The 22,315-nt window shown below is 45.7% G+C and carries 22 protein-coding genes; 2 read left to right on the forward strand and 20 right to left on the reverse strand.

Annotated features, from left to right (window positions below; genetic code table 11):
• Positions 1–7 precede the first annotated feature (7 nt).
• Entirely contained in the window at positions 8–520 is a 513-nt protein-coding gene (locus tag AC04Q4_RS09575; protein ID WP_173736807.1) for a DUF4364 family protein, read from the forward strand.
• Between the two features lie 48 nt (positions 521–568).
• Here the strand turns inward: AC04Q4_RS09575 and AC04Q4_RS09580 are convergent, their stop codons facing one another.
• The 12 genes from AC04Q4_RS09580 to AC04Q4_RS09635 form a co-directional block, all read right to left on the reverse strand.
• Positions 569–1,891, reverse strand: coding sequence for a replication-associated recombination protein A (locus AC04Q4_RS09580; protein WP_173756570.1), 1,323 nt, complete (start codon positions 1,889–1,891; stop codon positions 569–571).
• A gap of 243 nt (positions 1,892–2,134) precedes the next feature.
• Positions 2,135–2,899 (reverse strand): polysaccharide deacetylase family protein, encoded by a 765-nt coding sequence (locus AC04Q4_RS09585; RefSeq protein WP_173736805.1) that lies wholly within the window; start codon positions 2,897–2,899, stop codon positions 2,135–2,137.
• A gap of 102 nt (positions 2,900–3,001) precedes the next feature.
• Positions 3,002–3,622 carry a cytidylate kinase family protein gene (locus AC04Q4_RS09590; RefSeq protein WP_476388873.1) on the reverse strand — a complete coding sequence of 207 codons (621 nt, stop codon included), beginning with the start codon at positions 3,620–3,622 and terminating at the stop codon, positions 3,002–3,004.
• Positions 3,623–3,632: 10 nt separating this feature from the next.
• Positions 3,633–4,343, reverse strand: coding sequence for an ABC transporter ATP-binding protein (locus tag AC04Q4_RS09595; RefSeq protein WP_119239318.1), 711 nt, complete (start codon positions 4,341–4,343; stop codon positions 3,633–3,635).
• A gap of 13 nt (positions 4,344–4,356) precedes the next feature.
• On the reverse strand, positions 4,357–5,115 hold the full coding sequence (locus AC04Q4_RS09600; RefSeq protein WP_119239319.1) for an ABC transporter ATP-binding protein: 759 nt from the start codon (positions 5,113–5,115) through the stop codon (positions 4,357–4,359).
• A gap of 2 nt (positions 5,116–5,117) precedes the next feature.
• Positions 5,118–6,191 carry an ABC transporter permease subunit gene (locus AC04Q4_RS09605; protein WP_476388874.1) on the reverse strand — a complete coding sequence of 358 codons (1,074 nt, stop codon included), beginning with the start codon at positions 6,189–6,191 and terminating at the stop codon, positions 5,118–5,120.
• Between the two features lie 10 nt (positions 6,192–6,201).
• Complete coding sequence (locus AC04Q4_RS09610) at positions 6,202–7,086, reverse strand: branched-chain amino acid ABC transporter permease (RefSeq protein WP_015526088.1); 885 nt, start codon at positions 7,084–7,086, stop codon at positions 6,202–6,204.
• A gap of 96 nt (positions 7,087–7,182) precedes the next feature.
• On the reverse strand, positions 7,183–8,340 hold the full coding sequence (locus AC04Q4_RS09615) for an ABC transporter substrate-binding protein (RefSeq protein WP_173736803.1): 1,158 nt from the start codon (positions 8,338–8,340) through the stop codon (positions 7,183–7,185).
• A gap of 236 nt (positions 8,341–8,576) precedes the next feature.
• On the reverse strand, positions 8,577–8,933 hold the full coding sequence (gene rplT / locus AC04Q4_RS09620; RefSeq protein WP_015526090.1) for a 50S ribosomal protein L20: 357 nt from the start codon (positions 8,931–8,933) through the stop codon (positions 8,577–8,579).
• Positions 8,934–8,966: 33 nt separating this feature from the next.
• Positions 8,967–9,164 (reverse strand): 50S ribosomal protein L35, encoded by a 198-nt coding sequence (rpmI, locus tag AC04Q4_RS09625; RefSeq protein ID WP_019162770.1) that lies wholly within the window; start codon positions 9,162–9,164, stop codon positions 8,967–8,969.
• An 83-nt stretch (positions 9,165–9,247) separates the two neighbouring features.
• On the reverse strand, positions 9,248–9,742 hold the full coding sequence (gene infC, locus AC04Q4_RS09630; protein ID WP_021977873.1) for a translation initiation factor IF-3: 495 nt from the start codon (positions 9,740–9,742) through the stop codon (positions 9,248–9,250).
• A gap of 265 nt (positions 9,743–10,007) precedes the next feature.
• Complete coding sequence (locus AC04Q4_RS09635) at positions 10,008–10,130, reverse strand: hypothetical protein (protein WP_476388875.1); 123 nt, start codon at positions 10,128–10,130, stop codon at positions 10,008–10,010.
• 209 nt (positions 10,131–10,339) lie between these two features.
• On the opposite strand from AC04Q4_RS09635, the gene AC04Q4_RS09640 reads away from it, so the two are divergent.
• Positions 10,340–10,660 (forward strand): DUF1540 domain-containing protein, encoded by a 321-nt coding sequence (locus AC04Q4_RS09640; protein WP_173756568.1) that lies wholly within the window; start codon positions 10,340–10,342, stop codon positions 10,658–10,660.
• 105 nt (positions 10,661–10,765) lie between these two features.
• On the opposite strand, the gene ftsZ is transcribed toward AC04Q4_RS09640, so the two are convergent.
• The 8 genes from ftsZ to AC04Q4_RS09680 all read right to left on the reverse strand — a co-directional run bounded on the left by ftsZ (position 10,766) and on the right by AC04Q4_RS09680 (position 22,213).
• On the reverse strand, positions 10,766–11,917 hold the full coding sequence (gene ftsZ, locus AC04Q4_RS09645; RefSeq protein ID WP_173736927.1) for a cell division protein FtsZ: 1,152 nt from the start codon (positions 11,915–11,917) through the stop codon (positions 10,766–10,768).
• Positions 11,918–12,266: 349 nt separating this feature from the next.
• Positions 12,267–13,556: a cell division protein FtsQ/DivIB gene (locus AC04Q4_RS09650; protein WP_476388876.1), complete on the reverse strand. Its 1,290-nt coding sequence runs from the start codon at positions 13,554–13,556 to the stop codon at positions 12,267–12,269.
• A complete protein-coding gene (gene murA / locus AC04Q4_RS09655) occupies positions 13,553–14,833 on the reverse strand; it encodes a UDP-N-acetylglucosamine 1-carboxyvinyltransferase (protein ID WP_476388877.1) in 1,281 nt (426 codons plus the stop codon). The genes AC04Q4_RS09650 and murA overlap by 4 nt, the downstream gene beginning before the upstream one ends.
• Positions 14,834–14,862: 29 nt before the next feature.
• Entirely contained in the window at positions 14,863–15,963 is a 1,101-nt protein-coding gene (locus tag AC04Q4_RS09660; RefSeq protein WP_476388878.1) for an FtsW/RodA/SpoVE family cell cycle protein, read from the reverse strand.
• Between the two features lie 57 nt (positions 15,964–16,020).
• The gene (murD, locus tag AC04Q4_RS09665; protein ID WP_173736798.1) at positions 16,021–17,376 is read right to left on the reverse strand and encodes a UDP-N-acetylmuramoyl-L-alanine--D-glutamate ligase; all 1,356 of its coding nucleotides are present in this window, start codon (positions 17,374–17,376) and stop codon (positions 16,021–16,023) included.
• 14 nt (positions 17,377–17,390) lie between these two features.
• Positions 17,391–18,347: a phospho-N-acetylmuramoyl-pentapeptide-transferase gene (mraY, locus tag AC04Q4_RS09670; RefSeq protein WP_119239324.1), complete on the reverse strand. Its 957-nt coding sequence runs from the start codon at positions 18,345–18,347 to the stop codon at positions 17,391–17,393.
• A gap of 66 nt (positions 18,348–18,413) precedes the next feature.
• Entirely contained in the window at positions 18,414–20,189 is a 1,776-nt protein-coding gene (locus tag AC04Q4_RS09675; RefSeq protein WP_195455469.1) for a peptidoglycan D,D-transpeptidase FtsI family protein, read from the reverse strand.
• Between the two features lie 59 nt (positions 20,190–20,248).
• A complete protein-coding gene (locus tag AC04Q4_RS09680) occupies positions 20,249–22,213 on the reverse strand; it encodes a penicillin-binding transpeptidase domain-containing protein (RefSeq protein ID WP_347708313.1) in 1,965 nt (654 codons plus the stop codon).
• Positions 22,214–22,315 lie beyond the last annotated feature (102 nt).

Consider the following 22,315-nt stretch of genomic DNA (forward strand, 5'->3'; position numbering starts at 1 on the left):
GATTCTTATGGCATCACCTTTTACAACATACAAGCTTATTATCTTATATATGCTACAGAATTCCGAAGGGGATCTCACCAACTCACAGATCACTGATTTTATCCTGGACAGGAAATATACCAATTATTTCCAGCTTCAGCAGGCTATTTCCGAGCTTGTAGAGGCAGATCTGATTGAGATGTCTTCCCAATCCAACCGTTCCTACTACCGACTGACCGGTGAAGGACGGAATACCTTGAAATATTTTTCCAGGGAACTCTCTTCTGATATAAAGAAAGAAGTGGAAGAATATCTCAATACCCTGCACTGCAAGATTGAGGAACATCTTCTCACACCTGCTGACTACTATCCTACCAAAGAGGGAAGTTATTCCGTGCGCTGCCGTATTATTGAGAACGATGTCAATATGGTTGACCTGAGCATCAATGTCCCCAACCTGGCTGCTGCACAGTCTGTATGTGAGAGCTGGCCCTACAAATATCAGAACGTTTACGACAAAATAATGGAGGAGCTTCTTTAAGAAAGCTCCTCCATTTTTTTCATAAATCAAGACTACCCTCTCTGTCTCTTATTCTGCTTCATCATGTATCTTCTTCATGTGTTCTTTTAATTTTTTCTCATATCCCATATCACTGAGTTCATAGAAATGTTCTCCTTCGATCTCAGATGGTAGATACTGCTGATTTACATAATGATTTCGATAATTGTGGGCGTATTTGTAGCCGATGCCATGTCCGAGGCTTTCGTGTCCGCCATAATGGGCATCCTGGAGATGCACAGGAACTGTGGTCTTCTTCGCCTTTACACAGCGCATGGCCTCCTGAATGGCATTCACTGCAGAATTGCTCTTCGGTGCACAGGCCATGTAGGTAACAGCCTGGGAAAGGATGATCTGGGATTCCGGCATCCCTACCCGCTCCACAGCCTGTGCCGCTGCTGCTGCCACGCAGAGAGCCTGTGGATCTGCATTTCCGATATCCTCGGAGGCCAGTATCATGATCCTTCTTGCAATAAACTTCACATCTTCCCCTGCGTAGAGCATTTTTGCCAGATAATAAACTGCCGCATCCGGGTCTGAGCCACGCATGCTTTTAATAAATGCGGAAATAATATCGTAATGATTGTCGCCGTTCTTATCATAGCGCACAACACGCTTCTGAATGCACTCAGAAGCCACGTCAAGGGTCAGATGGATCTTCCCGTCCTCTGACCTGGGTGTTGTAAGGATTCCCAGTTCTACGGCGTTTAAGGCGCTTCTGGCGTCTCCTCCTGCCATATCTGCCAGAAACTCCAGGGCATCCTCATCAATCACAGCATCATAGCTCCCCATTCCTCTTTCCGGGTCGTTCACTGCCCGCCTGATCAGTTCCTTCACTTCCGGGATCTCCAGAGCTTTCAGCTCAAAGATGATAGATCTGGAAAGGAGTGCGCCGTTTACCTCAAAATATGGATTCTCGGTTGTAGCTCCGATAAGAATGATGGTCCCGTCCTCCACAAAAGGAAGGAGATAATCCTGCTGGCCTTTGTTGAAACGATGGATCTCATCGATAAAAAGAATCGTTTTCTTTCCATACATACCAAGTTCATCCTGGGCCTGCTTCACTACAGCTTCCATGTCTTTCTTGCCTGCTACCGTTGCATTGATCTGGGTAAAATTCGCACTTGTAGTATTGGCAATTACTTTAGCCAGAGTGGTCTTTCCGGTTCCCGGCGGGCCGTAAAAAATAACTGAAGTCAGTTTATCGGCTTTAATGGCGCGATACAGCAATTTATCTTTTCCCACGATATGCTGCTGCCCTACCACCTCATCCAGAGTTCTCGGACGCAGCCTGGAGGCAAGAGGGGACTCCTGATCCAGGGTTTTTGATTTCGCATATTCAAATAAATCCATATTATTCTCTCCTGATACAAATAAGGGGTCTGCTGCACCCCTGTTCTGTCTGAAAACCGCCATATAAATACAGCTGCTGATAAGTTCTTTATTCTTAATATTACCTGCTTATATAAAAAAAAGCAATCGTTTCCTGAAGTCTGCACTGCCGGCATGTTACCACGTGTTACTGTTCCCTCTGTTCTCAGCAACATGCTTTGCGATATACGAAAATCCTGCTTTACGTGATTTCGCGCTGCAATTCTACATCACCAGCAGCTCATCCGCAGTCACCAGATCATACCCTTGCTCTGTGAGCATGTCTGCAATCTGCAATGCTGCTTCTACTGAACTTGAAAAGCTGTCATGCATCAGAATAATGGAGCCATCCTTCACTTCCCGCTGAACGATATTTTCCACAGACTGCACATTCTTCGATTTCCAGTCCAGAGTATCCACATCCCAGAATACAGGCAGCATGGTAACACAGAGCTCCAGATCCTTCGGCCAGGCTCCATAGGGCGGACGAAGATACATGGGATACTCTCCTGTAATCTCATAGATCTCATTATTTGTCTTTATGATCTGCTGGCAGGCCTGATCATTGGGAAGCTTATCAAGCTGTACGTGATCATAGGTGTGATTGCCGATGAGATGGCCGTCTCTCTGCATTTGCGTTACGATTTCCTCATTTCCCCGGATATTTTTCCCCATAAGAAAAAATGTGGCATGGATCCCCCGCTTCCGCAGACCATCCAGAAGCAGCGGTGTATATGTTGCATGAGGTCCGTCATCAAAGGTAAGAGCCGCACGTGGACGATCCTCTTTTTCACTCCTGTCAGAGGCTGTCTCCGCCACCGATTCTGCTTCTTTTTTTCCGTACTGCGCCACCACCAGCCGGAGCATCCCCTTACCGGCGATCATTCTGGCCATCTGCATCCGAAATGCACTGTCTGAGATTTTTCCATATCCGCTGAGCAGGATCAGTACCACTGCCATTACACAGAAATATTTTTTTCGCTTATCCATATTTCCCGCCGGATCAAATATACTTTTCCACAATATATGAAAAAATCCCCGGGAAAAGACTTTCTGCTCTTCTTTCCCGGGGAATATTCTCTGATATATGTCTTATTTCTTCAGGATCTCAAGTGCGCTCTCGATCTCCTCCACACATTTCTCATAACCAAGGGTACCGTTATCCAGGCACAGATTATATTTCGTCATGTCTGCCCAGTCAACACCCATGAAACGTTTGCAGAAATCTTCTTTACGCTTGTCATCCTTCTGCATGAATTTCTCAATATCCTTTGTAGTTCCGCTGAGCTTCTTACTTGCCTCACGGATACGGAAATCCCAGTCTCCGTAAACAAACACACGGAGAACATTCGGATAATCTTTCAGGATCATGTTTGCACAACGTCCGATGATCACACAGGACTCTGTTTCTGCCAGATGACGGATCACCTTCGCCTGATAATTAAACAGGTTCTCATCGGATGTGAAAGCCTTACTCTGCGGTGGGATCAGCTCACCCTTGTAGATTCCGGACTTTGCAAAAAATCTCTGCTTGGTGCTGACATTTTCATCTGCCCGTCCAAAAAGCTCCTGGCGGATACCGCTCTCATCGGATGCCATACGAATGATATCCTTATCATAGTAAGAAATCCCTAATTTCTTTGCAAGCTCCTCTCCGATGGTACGTCCGCCGCTTCCATACTGTCTTGCAATGGTAATTACGAAATTATCCATGATCTTCCCCCTACTCTCCAAGATATGCCTTCTGAACAGCTTCGTCATTCAGAAGATCCTGGGCCTTTCCATCCATGGTGATGCTTCCCGTCTCAAGAACATAAGCACGGTCAGCAATAGAAAGTGCTTTCTTCGCATTCTGCTCAACAAGAAGTACGGTTGTGCCGCTTTCGCTTACCTCACGGATGATATCAAAAATCTCATTTACAAAGATCGGTGACAGACCCATGGACGGCTCATCCATCAGGATGATCCTCGGTTTGCTCATCAGTGCACGCCCCATGGCAAGCATCTGCTGCTCACCACCGGAAAGAGTTCCTGCACGCTGTCCTTTACGTTCTTCCAGACGCGGAAATCTCTTGTATACACCGGCAAGGCTCTCTGCGATCTCTGCCTTGTCTTTTCTTGTGTAAGCTCCAAGAAGAAGATTCTCATAAACGGACATATCCGCAAATACTCGTCTTCCTTCCGGAACGTGTGCCATTCCCATTTCTACGATCTTATGGGCTGGTGTTCTTGTGAGGTCTTTTCCCTCAAACACAATGCTTCCGGACTTCGGAGAAAGAATTCCGGTAAGTGTCTGAAGTGTGGTTGTCTTTCCGGCGCCATTGGCACCGATCAGCGCAATAACCTCTCCCTGATTTACATGAAAAGAAATTCCCTTCAGGGCCTGGATCACACCATAGTAAACCTGGAGGTCTTTTACTTCCAACATTGCCATTGTCTCGTCCTCCTTATTCTCCCAGATATGCAGTAATAACAGTCGGGTCTTTCAGTACTGTGGATGTCTCACCCTGGATCAGTACCTGACCGAAATTCAGAACAGTCAGTTCCTCGCAGATACCACCGACCAGTTTCATATCATGCTCAATAAGAAGCACTGTCATATCAAAATGCTCACGCACAAAACGGATAGTATCCATCAGTTCCTGTGTCTCATTAGGATTCATACCGGCTGCCGGCTCATCCAGAAGAAGAAGCTTCGGCTCTGTGGCAAGTGCTCTGGCGATCTCAAGCTTACGCTGTTTACCATAAGGCAGGTTGCCGGCCAGTGTGTCAGCTTCTTTATCCAGGTCAAAAACCTTCAGGATCTCCATCGCTCTCTCGTTCATCTCTTTTTCCACCTTATAGTATTTCGGCAGTCTTAAGATCCCGGTCAGTGTGGAGTATGGATGATGATTGTGAAGTCCTACTTTTACATTGTCAAGAACAGGCATATCCTTGAAAAGACGGATGTTCTGGAAGGTTCTTGCGATTCCGGCCTTGTTGATCTCAATGGTGCTTTTTCCTGTGATATCCTGGCCGTCAAGTTTGATGATTCCTTCTGTTGGTTTGTATACCCCTGTGAGAAGGTTGAATACAGTTGTCTTACCGGCTCCGTTAGGTCCGATGAGGCCATAGAGCTGTCCTTTCTCAATGGTCATGTTAAAGCCGTCAACAGCACGAAGACCGCCGAACTGGATAGACAGATTATTTACTTCCAGCATTGCCATGATCAGGCCACCTCCTTTTTCTCTTTTTTGCCTTTAAATTTCTCTACCATGCGTGCTCTCCAGTCTCTCGCCGCCGGTGCCCAGTTAAAGAGCATCATGATGATCAGTACGATAGCATAGATCAGCATACGGTAGTTTGCGAATCCACGGAGAAGCTCAGGCAGTGCATAGAGGATAATTGTTGCAATGATAGATCCTCTGATATTTCCGATTCCTCCAAGTACTACATACACAAGTACCAGAATGGACATATTGTAATCGAATACAGAAACCTTAAGAAGAGAAAGGTTATGTGCATACAGCACACCTGCAACTCCTGCAAGGGCTGCAGAAATGGTAAATGCCAGCAGCTTATATCTGGTGATATTGATTCCTACAGACTCCGCTGCAATACGGTTATCCCTGGTTGACATAATAGCACGTCCGCTTCTGGAGTTTACAAGGTTCTGTACAATAAACAATGTGAGAAGAAGCAGGATCACGCCGATCAGGAAAAAGTAATTCTTGATATCTTTATAAAGAGTTGCTGTTCCTGAAATACCAAGAGCGCCTTTGAGGATCTGCTTTCCGCCGGCTTCCAGATGAAGACCGGCTGCACTTGTTGCAACGTGAAGTCCTTTGTCATCCACGCCAATGTAAAGTACATTGATCAGATTCTTGATAATCTCACCAAAAGCCAGTGTAACAATAGCCAGGTAGTCACCGCGGAGACGAAGTACCGGAATACCGATGATCACACCGAATAATGCTGCCACTGCCGCCCCTACAAGAATTGCAAGGATAAAACGAGGAACCTGCGGAATGGAGTCTGCAGCAACCTGCGAAAACAGGGCACTGGAAAAAGCTCCCACACACATGAAACCTGCATGTCCAAGGCTCAGCTCACCGGAAAAACCTACTACCAGGTTCAGGGAAACTGATGCGATGGTATAAACACAAAGGGGAACAAGAAGTCCCATAAGAAGTCTGGAAAGATTTCCAGTTGAGGAAAGTGTCTGTACGATCACAAAGAGTACAATGACAATTCCGTAGTTGATCATATTATTTTTTGTTGTTTTGTTTTTCATATTCTTCATATCGGCCACCTTACACTTTCTCCTGGATGTTCTTGCCGAACAGACCAGTCGGTTTTACAAGAAGCACGACGATCAGGACTGCAAACACAATGGCATCTGCAACCTGGGAAGAAATATAAGCTTTTCCGAAGATCTCGATGATTCCCAGAAGGATGCCGCCGACCATAGCTCCCGGAATCGAACCGATTCCACCGAATACAGCAGCTACGAAAGCTTTGATACCAGGCATGGCTCCTGTGTACGGAGTCAGTGTCGGATAAGTCTGACAGAGCAGAAGGCCTGCGATCGCTGCAAGTCCGGAACCGATGGCAAATGTGAGGGAAATTGTCGCATTGACGTTAACTCCCATCAGCTGTGCCGCATCTCTGTCCTCGGAAACCGCCTGCATGGCACGGCCAGGTTTTGTCTTTTTTACAAAGAGGGAAAGTCCCACCATGATGATGATACATGCAAGGATGGTTACGATGGTGATTCCCTTGATGGTAAGCTCACCGTCAAACAGTGTGATGGACGGAACTTTGATAACAGCTACGAAACTCTTGGCATCTGCGCCGAAGATCAGAAGTGCCAGGTTCTGAAGCAGATAACTGACACCGATAGCCGTGATAAGAACGGCCAGGTTTGAGGAAGCTTTTCTAAGTGGACTGTAAGCTACCTTCTCAATGACAACACCAAGCAGTGTACAGATCACAACGGAAAGGATCACTGCAAGAATCGGTGACATACCGCCTCTTGTGATACAGGTAAGAATGATATAAGCTCCTACCATAATAACATCTCCGTGTGCGAAGTTCAGCATCTTGGCAATACCGTAAACCATGGTATATCCAAGCGCAATGATCGCATAGATACTGCCAAGACTGATGCCGTCTTTCAAATAAGATATAAAACTCATAACGCACCTCTTTTAATTGTTTATTGATAAGGGAAAAAGGGGACGGTTCCCACTAAAGGTGACCGTCCCCTGACCCCTAACGTTAACAGAAATTACTTATTTCATCTCTACATAAGCACCGTCTTTGATCTCGAATGCTTTCGGCTCTTTATCACACTCGCCATCCTCGGTCCATTTTGCTTTTCCGGTAAGTCCGTCAAGCTCGATGTTTGCCATGGATGCGCTCATTGCTGCACTGATGTCTGCATTTTCCATATCTGGTGTGATCTTTGCATCGTCAGCTGCAAGCTGCATTGCGTAAAGTACATCATATGTATCTGCCGCAAACTGGTTCGGGATCTCACCGTTGTGAGCATCGCCGTATGCTTTTACGAAGTTCTGGCTCTTCTCATCTGTGGATGTTGCGGAGAATGGTGTCAGGAGCATAACACCCTCTGCAAGGGATTTATCGAAGTTCTCTACATTGAGGATACCATCCATGCCATCTACACCAAAGAATTTAATGTCAAGTCCTGCCTCAGATGCCTGCTGAAGGATCAGCGCATTGTCGGAATAGTAGTTCGGAAGGAAAAGAAGCTCAGCGCCGCTCTTCTTGATCTTTGCAAGCTGTACAGAATAGTCTGTGTTGCTGTCTGTTGTGTAAGCCTCATCTGCAACTACTTCAAGTCCGTCATCAGCTGCTGCTGCAACGAATGCGTCATGTACACCGGAGTTGTAGTCAGCAGCGGAATCATAAAGTACTGCTACTTTCGTTGCAAGTTTGTGCTCGGAAATGTACTGAGCAGATTTGGTTCCCTGTGCCGGGTCTGTGAAGCACATACGGAACTCGTTTGTTCCTGCTGTGATACAGTCAAGTGCTGTTGCGGAGGGTGTGAAGAGGAATGTATCCTCAGCTGCCTCAGCTCCTACTGCGATACAGGAACCGGATGTTACAGTTCCACAGAGCATCTGCATTCCTTTATCGATCAGGTCATTGTATGCGTTAACAGCCTTCTCCGGATCTCCTTGGTCATCACCTGCGTCAAGAATCTCTACTTTATATCCGTTGAATCCACCGTTCTCGTTGATCTCATCAGCTGCGATCTTGGCTGCGTTGTATACGTTGGTACCGTACTGTGCGTAATCACCTGTCATCGGTCCGATCACACCGATCTTAAATGTCTCATCTGCTGCAAAAACTGATGTAGGCATCATCATAGCTGCTGTCATCGCTGCTGCTGATGCAACGCCGATTACTTTCTTCCAATTCTTCATAATAATCTCTCCTCCTGCGCTTTGTCGCGTTACTAATGTTTAATGGTAAAATTATAGCATCGCATATTTTTTATTTCAAGGGCAAATTTAGTTATCTGTTGTTTTTCGTCTGATTGCACAACGCGGACACTTGTCCGCTGTACAGCTTGTGTTGTTTTTCGGCAAATTGTCTGAATTTTTCGTACAAAAAAATCCAGGGAAAACTCCCTGGACTTCTTCGTCTCTTAATACTTTACTTATGCGATTGCTTTCTTAGCGATCTCAGCAAGTGCTGTGAAGCCTGCTGCATCGTTAACTGCCATCTCTGCAAGCATCTTTCTGTTGATGTCGATGTTTGCGACTTTAAGGCCGTGCATCATTTTGCTGTAGGAAAGTCCGTTCATTCTTGCAGCTGCATTGATACGGGCGATCCAGAGCTGTCTGAACTGACGTTTCTTCTGTTTTCTTCCTGCATAGGAGCTTGTAAGTGCTCTCATTACAGACTGTTTTGCTACTCTATACTGTTTGGAACGGGCTCCTCTGTAGCCTTTTGCCAGTTTTAATGTACGGTTATGTCTTTTCTTTGCGTTTAATCCGCCTTTAATTCTTGCCATTTCTTAATTCTCCTCCTGCTCGTCTTCTCTATCTTATAAATATGGTAATGCTTTCTTCATGCTCTTTACGTTAGTAGAATCAACAACAGTAGATTTTCTCAGATTTCTCTTTCTCTTCTGAGATTTCTTTGTAAGGATATGGCTCTTGTAGGCTTTATTTCTTACTAATTTTCCTGTACCTGTTTTTTTAAAGCGCTTTGCTGCTGCTCTGCAAGTTTTAATTTTTGGCATTATGAATTCCTCCTTGATTTGGTACTTCTAAATTTTATATAACATCCCGTTCTGCCCGGCTGTTGCCGTGAAGACTGAGATATCTACCGTTTCTCAGTCAGAAACATTGTCATGCTTCTGCCTTCTACCTTCGGAGCCTTCTCTACAGTCGCTATATCGGACAGAAGATCTGCGAAGTCGTCAAGCACATGCTTGCTGCTGGACATATGTGCCATCTCTCTTCCGCGGAAACGAAGTGTAACCTTAACTCTGTCACCCTTGCTAAGGAACTTTCTTGCTGCATTTACCTTCGTCTTTAAATCGTTCGTATCAATGTTCGGGGAAAGACGCACTTCTTTGACATCGATGGTTTTCTGCTTTTTTCTGGCCTCTTTTTCTTTTCTGGCAAGCTCATAACGGTATTTACCGTAATCAATGATCTTGCATACCGGCGGTTTCGCCTGTGGGGCAATCTTTACAAGGTCAAGTCCTGCCTCCTGTGCTTTCGCCATCGCTTCTCTGGCGGACACGATTCCAAGCTGTGCTCCGTCCGGACCAATCAAGCGTACCTCTCTGTCTCTGATCTGTTCGTTAATCATTAAACCGCTAATTGTTGTACACCTCCATGAACATGATAGAATTAATTTTTTCTTTCTCAACACTGTGCCGGGATCTCTTCCTGCACAAAAAAAGCGCAGACAGATGTCCACACTTCAAATAATTACACCTGCGCACTGATAGTTTATCCGTTCGCAGTACTGTGCAATATTGACCTGAGTCGTTTTCCAAAACGCTGAGGTGAGAGTGAACTCTGCTTTCTTTTCGCTACGTACTTTAAGAGAATACCATGATGTTTATGATTTGTCAACTATTTTTCATTATATTTTTATACTTTTTTGACCGCAGCTTTTTACTTGAAAAGGGGGAAGCTCTTTTGTCAGCTCCTCCTGCTGCTGCGATTTTTTTAAAATATTTCTTATTTATCATAATCATGCACCTCCTCTGTTCTGTTAAGTACAATTACTCTTCTGAAATTATATACTTATTATATCAGTTATACTCTTTCGCCAACTCTTTCTTGAAATTTTTTTCTCACATACATATTTTTTGTATTTTGAGACATACTTCTTTTTGTGGAGCAATACATGGTTCTTCTGTGCTTTGTTCCGCAAATCTATTATCAGGAGGAAAATACTATGACACTTTTAAAATGTTCCGCACACAACTGCTATTATAACAAGGATTCCCTCTGTTCCAAAGGTTCCATCAATGTAGCGGGTTCAGAAGCGCGCTCTGCAGATGATACTGCCTGTGAAAGTTTCCGAAATAAGGATAGTGCTGCTGTCAATTTTGCTGATTCCGGCTGTGGCTGTGAAAACATCAACATTGACTGCAAAGCGCACAACTGTACCTACAACGAACACTGTAAATGTAGCGCTGTCTCCATTAATGTAGCTGGCGACAATGCCCACCGCTGCTGCGATACAAAATGCGATACATTTGAATGTAAGTGCTGATATCAACTGACAGCAGAGTCGTCTTATATGGCGCCTCTGCTGTTTTTTTGCATCAAAATAAGCCGCATACCAAAATAGCATACGGCTTATCATATCTCTTATTATTTATCTGTTCTTAAGAAAATCCGGAATCTGAATGTCTTTCTTCTGTACAGTGCTTGTCGGTGCCTTGGAATTGAACTGTGTGGAGTTCATATTCGGAAGACTGAAGCTCGGCATGTTAAAATTCATGCTCGGTGCAGGTGACGGACTTGTCTTCTTAGCTGTTCCGAAAACAGAATTGGAAGCTCTGTTTCCAAATGGAGATGCCTGAAGATTGTTGTCTGTAAGTCCTGTAGCAATAACAGTGATCCTTGCATAATCCGCAACAGAATCATCATACATAGCACCAAAGATGATGTTCGCATCCTCGCCTGTAAGCTCCTGAACATAGCTTGCAGCATCGTTGGCATCCATAAGGGAAATATCACCGGAAATGTTGATGATAACATGTGTTGCTCCCTTGATGGTTGTCTCAAGAAGCGGAGAAGATACAGCCTGCTGTACAGCCTCCATAGCCTTGTCATCGCCTCTTGCCTCACCGATACCGATGTGAGCGATTCCCTTGTCAGTCATAACTGTCTGTACGTCTGCAAAGTCAAGGTTGATCAGTGCCGGCAGATTGATCAGGTCTGTGATTCCCTGAACTGCCTGCTGAAGAACCTCATCAGCCTTACGCAATGCTTCCGGCATTGTTGTTCTTCTGTCAACGATCTCGAGTAACTTGTCATTCGGGATGACAATTAAAGTATCAACTGCTTTCTTCAGATTTTCAATTCCTGCAAGTGCATTATTCATACGGGTCTTCGCTTCAAAGCGGAATGGCTTGGTAACAACACCGACAGTCAGGATACCCATCTCTTTCGCTGCGCCAGCGATTACAGGAGCAGCTCCTGTACCTGTTCCGCCACCCATACCACAGGTAACGAAAACCATGTCAGCTCCTTCGATGATCTTCTTAACTTCCTCGATGCTCTCCTCAGCAGCCTTCTGGCCAACCTCCGGCTGCGCGCCGGCGCCGAGACCCTTAGTAATTTTTTCGCCAATCTGAAGTACAGTCGGAGCTTTGCACAGAGTCAGAGCCTGTTTATCAGTATTGACACCTACAAACTCAACTCCACCAATGGCTTCTTCCACCATTCTGTTTACTGCGTTATTACCTGCGCCGCCTACTCCAATTACAATAATCTTCGCAGAAGACTCAGCCTCATTCGTCATTATCTCTAACAATGTACTTCCTCCTTTATTTCTAACCTGATATCCGATTCAGTGTAATTTATTCCAAGCTACATATACACATAGATATATCATATATTTTTTTGAGTAATTAATCAACCACTAATTTTGTTTTTTTATACTTTTTTTACTAAATTTCGGCACTGTTTCTATTAACGTGAAGGTTTGCGAAACAATCTCTGGCAAAATGTCCAAAGGTTTCCAGACCGTTTTTCGAAAGAACTCTTTCCTAATTATAATATGCTGATAAACAAAAAAACACCCGGGAATTTGAAACCCGGGTGCTGTCAGGCGAACAAAATCATCCGTATCTGATTGATCTGTAGTTTTGTTATTCCCATTCCGAATCGCTGGTATAATCTCCATTGTCACTGTAGCTGTCTGCCTCATCACTGTATCCGGAATCAGTTTCTTCACCGGAATAATCATCAGTATCGCCGGTGTCGTAACTCTGCTCTCCGCTGTCACCGGTGTCTGTACTGTCAGAATTACCTTCGTTCCCGGAAGTACCTCCATCTTCGGATGCACCAGAACTGTCAGACTCATCTGAATTCTGTGCATCTTCCACAGATCCTACATAATTGCCATCCCGGTCATACTCACCGACTCCATCGTAGCTTCCGTCCTCACGGTATCCGCCTGTCCAGCTGCCATTTGCAGCCATGCTCTCCTCAGTTGGTGCAGGTCCTACATAATTCATATCGGCATCATACTCGCCAGTTCCTGTGTAATCGCCTTCCTCATCATATCCGCCGACCCACTTGGAAAGTGCATATTCCAGATCTGTCTGAGGCCTGGCTCCCACATAGTTTCCGTTCTCATCGTACTCGCCTTCACCTGTATAATTGCCTTCCTCGTCATATCCGCCTGTCCAGGTTTCGGAAGAATCCGAAGTTTCACCCTTCTCCTGCTCCAGAGTGATCATCTTGGAATTATCATTTACATTCTCAGCATGAAGGATTCCTTTCTTGTCAGAGATCAATGGAAGGATCGCCAGTATCCTGGTCATCTTGTCTTCCAGGTATTCATCCTTCCCAAGCTTCACTGTGATATCCCCGTAGAGCAGGCTGATCTGTCCGTCATCACTGAACTCAATATGATCCGGAATCTTATCGTTCTTCTGAAATATGGTGGACAATGCCACCGCTGTATTCATAACCGTCTTATCTTTAATCGGAAGTTCTTCATTGTAGATCACATGTTTCACCTTGATTCCGTCAAAAAACGGAATCTTCTCATTTCTCTCTGTAGAGCTCTCAATGAATGTTCCGTTCCTGTCAAAATAAATATAGCTGTCCAGATATGGAATACAGCCTACAATATCTTTTTCTTTTACGCTGACACAGATGGTGTGCCTGTTCAGTCTGGTGACAGTGTAGCCTTTCACAAACGGAACATCTTTTGTATTTTTTTTAGTATAGATTATGGGAGCCAGAATAGAGTTCGATGCCATCGGTCCTCTGAGAACCATTTTTTTAATCTGCTTTTCTGAGTAATGGCTGCTTCCCATCACCTGTACTTCATCAACCTGATAATAGGTAAAAAAGAAAATAACACCTGCCAGTATCAGAACCACGATCAGTCCTGTAATTTTCAGCTGATTTTTTTTTGATAGTTTCATAAAGTTCCTCTGTCCTTTATCAAAAGACCGCCCAGTGCGGTCAGGTCTTCACAGATATGCTCATAACCTCTTTCAATGAAACGGTAGCCCCGGACTTTTGTTGTTCCGCCGGCAGCAAGAGCTGCAATCACCAGTGCAGCACCGCCACGAAGTTCCTGAGCTTCCACTGTGCATCCCGTAAGCGGATATCCGCCATGGATCACTGCCACGCCATTCCGGATTCTGATATCTGCACCCATGCGGCACAGCCATGGAGCTGTCTTATATCTGTCTTCAAATATCTTCTCACGGATTCTGCTCTCACCTGATATCGTGACCAGTACTGCCATCGCCGGCGACTGCAGATCCGTAGGAAACCCCGGGTACACTTCCGTTTCCAGAAGCTTCAGCGGATTACCCGTATTTTTTCCGTTGACTATTAGTTTACCACCAAAAATATCATATTGTCCACCCATTTTCCGATATACTTCCAGGATTCCGTCCATTTCTCCTAAAGGTGGATTCTCTATTATGATCTCCCCGCGGGTGGCTGCTGCTGCCAGAAGATAGGTTCCGGCAACGATCCGGTCAGGCGGTATCACCCCGTCTCCCGGCCGCAGAGATTCCACGCCCTCAATGCAGATAATATTTTTTTCCGAAAAAAATATCTTCGCGCCCATTCCGTTCAGGTAACTGCACAGCCATCCGATCTCCGGCTCACAGGCACACCCCCTTAAAACCGTTCTGCCCTCTGCAAGCACTGCTGCCAGGATTCCCTGCTCCGTAGCCCCCACACTGCTTTTTGAAAAAAATATCTCCGCACCTTTCAGTTTTCCACAGGATGCTCTGATCTCTGTACCGTTTTCCACGATTTTCGCGCCAAGGCTGCGCAAAACTTTTATATGAAGATCAACCGGACGTTTTCCGATGACGCACCCGCCGGGATAGCCTGTGCTGGCCTTGTGGTTCCGCCCAAGCATCGCCCCCAGAAGGATCACGGAAGACCGCATTTTTCCCGAAAAATCTGCTGGTATCACAGTGCCGTCAGCCTGACTGCAATCCAGATAGAGGTCATGACCCTGCCACCAGGTTACAGCACCCAGCTCCCGGAGGATTTTTTCCATGAGAAATACATCTGCAATCCTTGGGCAGCCGCGAAGCACACTGATTCCTTCACTTAAAAGAGCTGCTGCCATCATTGGCAGAGCTGCATTTTTTGAGCCCTGGATCTTTACGGTTCCATTCAGTGGTCTTCCTCCGGTTACGATGATCTCATCGATCTCATTCAAGTCTTCCACTCCTAAAAAAGGGCCTCTTGCTTTTTATTCTATGTAATTATTCCTCTTCTGTGACTGCTGACGCTTAAGGCCAGCCCCATCTCTCCCATCAGAAAAACCACAGATGTTCCGCCGTAGCTCACAAAGGGCAGCGTAATTCCTGTATTCGGGATCGTGTTTGTAACAACTGCGATATTAAGGATTACCTGTATTGCCATATGTGCCATGATTCCTGCACACAAAAGCGTTCCTTCCAGATCCCGGCAATCAAGTGCAAGAACGCAGAGCCGCCACATCAGAAGAACAAACAGAAAGATCAGTAAAAAAGCCCCGAAGATTCCGGTTTCCTCGCACACAATCGAAAAAATCATATCATTCTGAGCTTCCGGCACAAATCCCAGTTTCTGCAGACTGTTTCCTAAGCCTCTGCCAAAAATCCCTCCGCTCCCAATAGCATATAAGCCCTGTATGGTCTGAAATCCTTTTTCATATTTTTCCGGATCACGCCAGATGGCCAGGCGTTCCAGACGGTAGCTCTCTGCAGCAAGAAATACGGCAATAAATCCGATGCCCGCACTTCCCAGTGCAAGGAACTGGAGATATCTTGGATTCGCCACAAAAATAAGCACAACACCGATTCCCAGAATGATCACCGCCGTACTTAAGTTGTTGGAACCAACCAGCCCCACTACCGGAAGCAGAGTCAGCATTGTTCTTGCCATAAACCAAAAGCCTGTTGTCTTCTTTTTTGTCCTGCTGATCTGCCATACCAGAAAAAGGATCACTGCCATTTTTGAGAATTCTGAGGGCTGAAAGGATAAAGGACCCAGATTGAGCCATCGCCTGGAACCATTGATCTCCTGTCCGAAAATAAGGACTGCTGTTGAAAGAAGCAACGAGAGAAGGTACGCTGCCGGAGCCAGAACAACCGACAGATGATAGTCCGTTTTTGCCACCAGATACATAACAAGCAGCCCCAGTGCCGTAGCAAAGAGCTGCTTCTTAAAATAATAGGCAGAGTCGTGGAAACGTACTCTGCCATTATATTCGCTTGCCGAAAAAAGTGCCGCCAGGCCAAAGACTACGAGAATCAGTACCAGTGCCACAAGAACCACATCTGTCTTTCCGGTCTGTTTCAGTTCTGCCTTCATAACTCCGGCCTCCAAAGCGGTCTCTTATTTCAGCATATGTATTTATTTCTGTTGTTATTACAGCTCTCTGACATATTCCTTGAACATATCACCACGCTGCTCATAATTATCAAACTGTCCCCAGCTTGCGCAGGCCGGTGAAAGAAGAACTGCATCTCCAGGGTTGGCTTTCTCGGCACAGACCTTAACTGCTTCTTTCAGATCTTCGCAGAGAATAATGTCTGTAAATCCAAGACGCTCTGCTGCTGCTTTGATCTTCTCTTTTGTCTGACCGATGAGAACAAGATAGCGTACTTTTCCATCAAAGGACTGGATCCACTCGTCATAGCTGGATTCTTTATCATAGCCGCCGCCGATCAGGAGGGTCGGGCGGTTCATAGCCTGAATTCCCTTGATCGCTGCATCCGGGTTGGTTCCCTTGGAATCATTGTAGTAGGCAACTCCGTTCTTCTCTGTCACATACTCGATCCTGTGGGGAACTGCCACGAATTCACAGACGCTCTTATGAATGCTCTCAACAGAAACTCCTGCATAATACGCCATAGCTGCTGCTGCCATTACATTCTCGTGGTTATGGCGGCCAAGGATCTTAAGTTCACCCGTCTTAACGATCGGGATCTCTTCTGTCTCAGTTTTCAGGATGATCTGATCTCCGTCAAGATAGATACCCTGCTCAAGCTTTCGAAGGCTTGAGAAATACACAACCTTCGGTACAATGTTCTCACCAAATTTGCGGAGTACCTCGTCCTCATAATTCAGAACGCAGACATCTTCCGGTCCCTGGTTTCTGGTGATCAGCTCTTTCACACGGATGTACTCTTCCATTGTATGATGTCTGTTCAGGTGATCCTCTGTAATGTTCAGGATCGCGCTTACCTTCGGTCTGAACTGGTCAATCGTCTCAAGCTGGAAACTGCTGATCTCTGCAACTGTCACAGAATCATCCCTCATCTCAAGTGATTTCGATGTATATGCAGTTCCGATATTTCCTACAACAAATGCAGATTCACGGGCATCTCCCATGATCTTACCAAGAAGTGCTGTTGTTGTTGTCTTGCCGTTAGTTCCTGTAATCGCAAGAACTTCACCTTTCCCTGTGCGGTATGCAAGCTCCACTTCACTCCAGACCGGAAGGCCTTTTTCATAAAATTTCTTCACCAGCGGAAGATCTGTTGGAACTCCGGGGCTTAATACTACAAGATCAAGGCTGTCAAGCTCTCCTTCCGGAAAATCTCCCGCCCAGATCTCAGGCTGATATCTGCCATTTGTTTTATGTAAAACAGCTTCTTTGTCAAGGTCTGCATTTCCGTCATAGATTACCGGCTGCGCACCAACGCTGCCAAGCAGATCAGCTGCACCGATACCGCTTTTTCCGGCTCCGAATACGAGAACCTTTTTTGATTTTAAATCCATTGTTCTGTTCCTCCTTATAATGCCAGGAGAGCGATCAGGCACATAATGGCTGTTACAACAGAGAACACTGCAACCACCCGTGTCTCAGACCACCCGCAAAGCTCGAAATGATGGTGGATAGGTGCCATCTTGAAAATTCTTTTTCCATGTGTTGCCTTGAAATAGGATACCTGGATCATAACGGAAAGCACCTCGATGAGATAGATCAGTCCTACCAGGATAATAAACAGCGGCATCTGCATTGCATAAGCCACTCCGGCAACAAAACCGCCAAGTGCCAGGGAACCGGTATCCCCCATGAACACCTTGGCAGGGTATACATTGAACAGAAGGAAGCCCATAAGGCTGCCCACTACCGCACATGTGATAGGCTCAACACCGCTGCCCAGTCCCAGTGAAACAACAGTGAAAAATACTGCAACGATCAATGTAACGCTGGATGCCAGTCCGTCAAGTCCATCTGTAAAGTTTACTCCGTTTACAGTACCGATGACTGCAAAGAACAGTACCGGAACAGCGAACCATCCAAGATTCAGGTAATGACCGCTCCAGAACGGGATCCTCATAGTCAGGGATACATTGGAGTAATTCACAAGATAAAAAGCAAATACTGCTGTCACAACGATCTGCAGAGCCATCTTCTGCCATGGCAAAAGTCCATCAGAACGTTTCAGGACTACTTTCAGGTAATCATCCAGAAATCCGATCAGTCCAAATCCCAGAGTCAGGAAAAGTACCGGAATGATCATCGGATAATCCTTGATATAAAACAGTGATGTTACGGTCGTCGCAATAAGGAAGATCACACCGCCCATGGTTGGTGTACCGTTCTTCTTCAGGTGGGACTGTACGCCCAGCTCTCTCTCTGTCTGTCCCATTTTAAGTCTTCTTAAAAATGGGATAACAACCGGTCCTAATACAAGGCTGATCGCAAATGAGATCAGCACAGGGATCACTACATGAAACTCCATCCTCACACCTCTTTAATTCTTTCGTTTTTTTTATAGTTCTTCATCAGTATAAAGCTTTTCTTTTCATTAATCAAGTGCTGACTTTCCGCCTTGTCTGGTTTCCACCTGAGCTGTTTTTTCGATTCCAAGATATGGAAGTATATTTTCAAAAATACTCCGGATCACCGGGGCTGCGATAATTCCTCCATAATACATTCCCTGGGGATTGTGGATGATGCAAAGCCCCAGTACTGTAGGATTCTCCGCAGGTGCAAACCCTAAGAATGAGGAAATATACCTTCCGGAACCTCTGGGAAGTGTCTGTGAAGTTGCTGTTTTTCCACCGATGGAGTACCCTTCAATACCTGCATTTTTTCCAGAACCTTGGGAGACTACTTTTTCCAGAACTGATCGCACTGTTTTGGATGTTTCTTCTGATAGGATTCCTGTTTCCACCGGATATTCCAGCGTGTTTATCTGCGTTCCGTCTGCACTTTCCACACTGATCCCGAAGTGGGGCGTGATCCTGTTCCCACCGTTGATGATAGAACTGACCGTAGTTGCAAGCTGAACCGGCGTGATCTGGAAGGACTGGCCAAAAGATACTGTGGCGAGTTCCACCTCGCCCATATTTTTCGGATTGTGCATAATGGTTCCTGCCTCACCCGGAAGATCGATTCCTGTTTTTTTCAGAAGACCAAACTGTTTGAAATATTTATAATATCTGTCAACTCCAAGACGCAGACCCACCTCAATAAAAACCGGATTGCAGGAGTTCTGTGCTCCTTCCACAAAATTCTGTGCTCCGTGCCCGGTCCGTTTGGCGCAATGGATACGCCGATCCTCCACCACTTTATACCCAGGACAGAAAAAACGATCTTCTGTTGAAACCACGCCTGCTTCCAGACCTGCTGCCATGGTGATAATCTTAAACGTGGAACCTGGCTCATATGTATCATTCAGGCAGGGGTTGCGCCACATCCGGTTGAGAAGATCCTGTTTGCTGCTTCCTGAATCCGTGCCGGTCACTGTTTCTTCTGCTGTATTCAACGTAAACGGATCATTCAGATCAAACTCCGGCACATTGACGCACGCATAGATCTCCCCGTTCTGCGGATTCATAAGAAGAACAGAAACCCTCTCTGCCTGCTTCTCCTCCATCACCTTCAAAGCTGCCTGCTGCACATACTCCTGGATACTGATATCCAGACTGGTTCGCAAGGTGTCTCCTGCAACCGGCTCTTTCCGCCGCTCTCCTGTCCCGTCCAGCTCCACTCCCCTGGCATCTGTAACTGTGAGGATTTTTCCCGGCTGCCCTGCAAGGATCTCATCATATTTTACTTCCAGCCCAATGATTCCCTGATTATCTCCCCCTGTAAATCCCAGAACCTTGGATGCCAGAGAACCATATGGATAATATCTCCTGTAATCCTCATCCACTTTCACCCCATTCAGAGCATATTCACGGATGGCATCTCCGATGGTTTTGTCTACATTTGTTTTAATTCTTTCAATAGAAGAAACTTTCTCGACTTTTTTGCGTACTGTCTCTTCATCCATAGACAGCTGCTCTTTCAAAACCCTGATCACTTTTTCCGGTTCTTTAATCTGACTGTGGATCACGGAAATCGTACAGACAGTGCGGTTATCTGCCAGAACGTTCCCTCTGGCATCCAGAATTTTACCTCTGACTGCCTTGATATCACGCTCTCTCTCATGGAGATCATCTGCCTTCTGAGTGTAATAATCTGCCTGAGCCCACATAAGATAGATCAGCCTTCCTGCCAGTCCGCTCAGAATCAGCGCACAGCCTGCAAAAATCACCCAGATCTTTTTTCTGTGAAAAACCATTGTCCGGATCATAAAAAATCCCTCTCAGAGATCGTCACTGTAATATATGACCTTCCCCTGAGAGGGTATTCTTATTCCAGACCCGCTTCTTCGTTAGTCAGGCCCTCACTCTGCATATCGTTATTATCCTCTGTCTTCTCCTCAGAATCGTCTTCCGGCGGACTCGGAACATCTTCATTGGAGATTGCTTCCTTCTGTCCGTCTGCAGCAGATCCTGTTGCAGAATCACTGATCCCTTTAAAAATATCCCACAATTCTGTTGTCGGAACTTCTCCGTCCTCAGCTTCATCCGGCTGCACATTGAGATACGGAAGTGCTTCAGAAAGGATTCCCTGCGCAATATACTGTGCATAAGTACTGCTGGCCTGATCCTCTACATTCGGCTCATCTACAACAACATAAATCACAAGTGCAGGATCATCCACCGGTGCAAAACCGATGAAAGAAACCAGATATTTACCATTGCCTCGCGGCAGCTTCTCAGCTGTACCTGTCTTACCACCTGAACTGTATCCCTGAACCTTGGATGTACGGCTGGTACCATGATCCACACTGGCTGCCATATAAGAACGGATATTTGCGGAAATCTTCTCGGAAATAGTCTGCTTCATCAGTGTCGGAGAGATCGTCTTCACAACTCCGCCGCTGCTGTCCTTGATCTTCGTCACTAGATGCGGCTGATAGTAATAACCACCGTTGATAACAGAACATATGGCATTGATCTCCTGGATCATAGTCAGTGTATAACCCTGTCCGAAAGCCGAGCATGCAAGCTCTGTCTCGCCCATAGTCTCGCTGGTATGAACAACACCGCTGCCTTCATTAGGAAGGTCAATACCGGTTCTGGTGCCAAAGTTAAAAGTACTCTGAGTCTTGAGGAAATTGTCTTTGCCCATCCTGGCTGCGATCTGCATCATACCATCGTTGCAGGAATTGGCAATAACATCCGCAAGTGCCTCCGTTCCATGTGCATCCGGCCATACCGCACATTTGATAAATGTGCTGGAGCCCTCTGCGCCAAAAGACTGCCCTCCATCGCAAACAAAATTATCTGTCTCAGATATTGCGCCCATCTCAAGTGCAGAACCCATAACGATAGGCTTGACAACAGATCCCGGCTCATAGGCATCTGTTACACAGAAGTTACTCCACATGCCATTCAGTGCTTCCACAGTCTGTTCATCATTCATGGCTGCGATCTCACTCTCCGAATAAATATTGGAAAGATCTCTCGGATTGTTCAGATCATAACGGTCGCCGCCGTCCATAGCCATGATCTCTCCGGTTTTTGGATCTTCAATGATAACGCCTACATTCTTGGCTCCCATCTTCTCCTCAAAAGTATTTACATACTTCTCAACAATCTGCTGTAGCCCAAGATCAAGGGAAATCTCAATACTCTTGCCGTCTGTTGGCTCAATAATGGTCTGCTCAACATCAGAATTATTGTTGATGTATCCGTACTGTCTTCCGTCAACACCGGTAAGTGTGGCATTGTAATATCCTTCAAGTCCGGCATCTGCAACATCTCTGGAAAGTGTAAATCCAATAGTATCACAGGCTGTCTCATTAAAAGGATAAGTTCTCAGATAATCCTCTTCGAACCATACGCCTGTGATATTGGAACGTTCCTTAAGCTGTGTTTTTGTCAGTCCGCTGTCTTCGCCCGGATTCTCATATTCCTCAAAGGCCTTCTTATCATCCATGGATATCTGTTTCTTCACGATCTGATACTGGCTTTCTTTGGTCGCATCATCCGTAAGAAGATTGCGCATCTCTGCTTCATCCAACCCCAGAACTTCTACAAGAGCCTTGATAGTAGGCTCAACAGTGTCCTGATCCTCATTAATCTCCAGGCAGTCAAGGATCACATTATAAACCTTATTGCTGGTTGCCAGAATGTTTCCGTTTCGGTCATAAATATCGCCTCGTTTCGCCGGAAGCGTCTGGTTCTCATATTTCTGCTGTGCCTGACTTAATACCTGTTTCCGGTATTTACTACCACTTGTAGCATTAATATAGGTAATTCTCGCCACCAAACCGACTAAAGCCAGCAACACTAAAGAAAATAGTACTGCCAGCTTTTTTTTCATTTTGTAATTTATTTTTTTTACAGGCCTGCGCCTTCTTGTACTCAA

The sequence above is a fragment of the Blautia sp. HA8986 genome, from assembly GCF_056504635.1.

What these genes read in the sequence shown, in the direction of transcription:
- AC04Q4_RS09615 (WP_173736803.1), bottom strand. Translation starts at nt 8,340, where the DNA reads ATGAAGAATTGGAAGAAAGTAATCGGCGTTGCATCAGCAGCAGCGATG.
- AC04Q4_RS09635 (WP_476388875.1), bottom strand. Translation starts at nt 10,130, where the DNA reads ATGATAAATAAGAAATATTTTAAAAAAATCGCAGCAGCAGGAGGAGCT.
- mraY (WP_119239324.1), bottom strand. Translation starts at nt 18,347, where the DNA reads ATGGAGTTTCATGTAGTGATCCCTGTGCTGATCTCATTTGCGATCAGC.
- AC04Q4_RS09660 (WP_476388878.1), bottom strand. Translation starts at nt 15,963, where the DNA reads ATGAAGGCAGAACTGAAACAGACCGGAAAGACAGATGTGGTTCTTGTG.
- rpmI (WP_019162770.1), bottom strand. Translation starts at nt 9,164, where the DNA reads ATGCCAAAAATTAAAACTTGCAGAGCAGCAGCAAAGCGCTTTAAAAAA.
- AC04Q4_RS09650 (WP_476388876.1), bottom strand. Translation starts at nt 13,556, where the DNA reads ATGAAACTATCAAAAAAAAATCAGCTGAAAATTACAGGACTGATCGTG.
- AC04Q4_RS09585 (WP_173736805.1), bottom strand. Translation starts at nt 2,899, where the DNA reads ATGGATAAGCGAAAAAAATATTTCTGTGTAATGGCAGTGGTACTGATC.
- AC04Q4_RS09675 (WP_195455469.1), bottom strand. Translation starts at nt 20,189, where the DNA reads ATGATCCGGACAATGGTTTTTCACAGAAAAAAGATCTGGGTGATTTTT.
- AC04Q4_RS09605 (WP_476388874.1), bottom strand. Translation starts at nt 6,191, where the DNA reads ATGAAGAATATGAAAAACAAAACAACAAAAAATAATATGATCAACTAC.
- infC (WP_021977873.1), bottom strand. Translation starts at nt 9,742, where the DNA reads ATGATTAACGAACAGATCAGAGACAGAGAGGTACGCTTGATTGGTCCG.
- ftsZ (WP_173736927.1), bottom strand. Translation starts at nt 11,917, where the DNA reads ATGACGAATGAGGCTGAGTCTTCTGCGAAGATTATTGTAATTGGAGTA.
- AC04Q4_RS09600 (WP_119239319.1), bottom strand. Translation starts at nt 5,115, where the DNA reads ATGGCAATGCTGGAAGTAAATAATCTGTCTATCCAGTTCGGCGGTCTT.
- AC04Q4_RS09590 (WP_476388873.1), bottom strand. Translation starts at nt 3,622, where the DNA reads ATGGATAATTTCGTAATTACCATTGCAAGACAGTATGGAAGCGGCGGA.
- AC04Q4_RS09580 (WP_173756570.1), bottom strand. Translation starts at nt 1,891, where the DNA reads ATGGATTTATTTGAATATGCGAAATCAAAAACCCTGGATCAGGAGTCC.
- murD (WP_173736798.1), bottom strand. Translation starts at nt 17,376, where the DNA reads ATGGATTTAAAATCAAAAAAGGTTCTCGTATTCGGAGCCGGAAAAAGC.
- AC04Q4_RS09610 (WP_015526088.1), bottom strand. Translation starts at nt 7,086, where the DNA reads ATGAGTTTTATATCTTATTTGAAAGACGGCATCAGTCTTGGCAGTATC.
- AC04Q4_RS09595 (WP_119239318.1), bottom strand. Translation starts at nt 4,343, where the DNA reads ATGGCAATGTTGGAAGTAAAAGACCTCCAGGTTTACTATGGTGTGATC.
- AC04Q4_RS09640 (WP_173756568.1), top strand. Translation starts at nt 10,340, where the DNA reads ATGACACTTTTAAAATGTTCCGCACACAACTGCTATTATAACAAGGAT.
- rplT (WP_015526090.1), bottom strand. Translation starts at nt 8,933, where the DNA reads ATGGCAAGAATTAAAGGCGGATTAAACGCAAAGAAAAGACATAACCGT.
- AC04Q4_RS09575 (WP_173736807.1), top strand. Translation starts at nt 8, where the DNA reads ATGGCATCACCTTTTACAACATACAAGCTTATTATCTTATATATGCTA.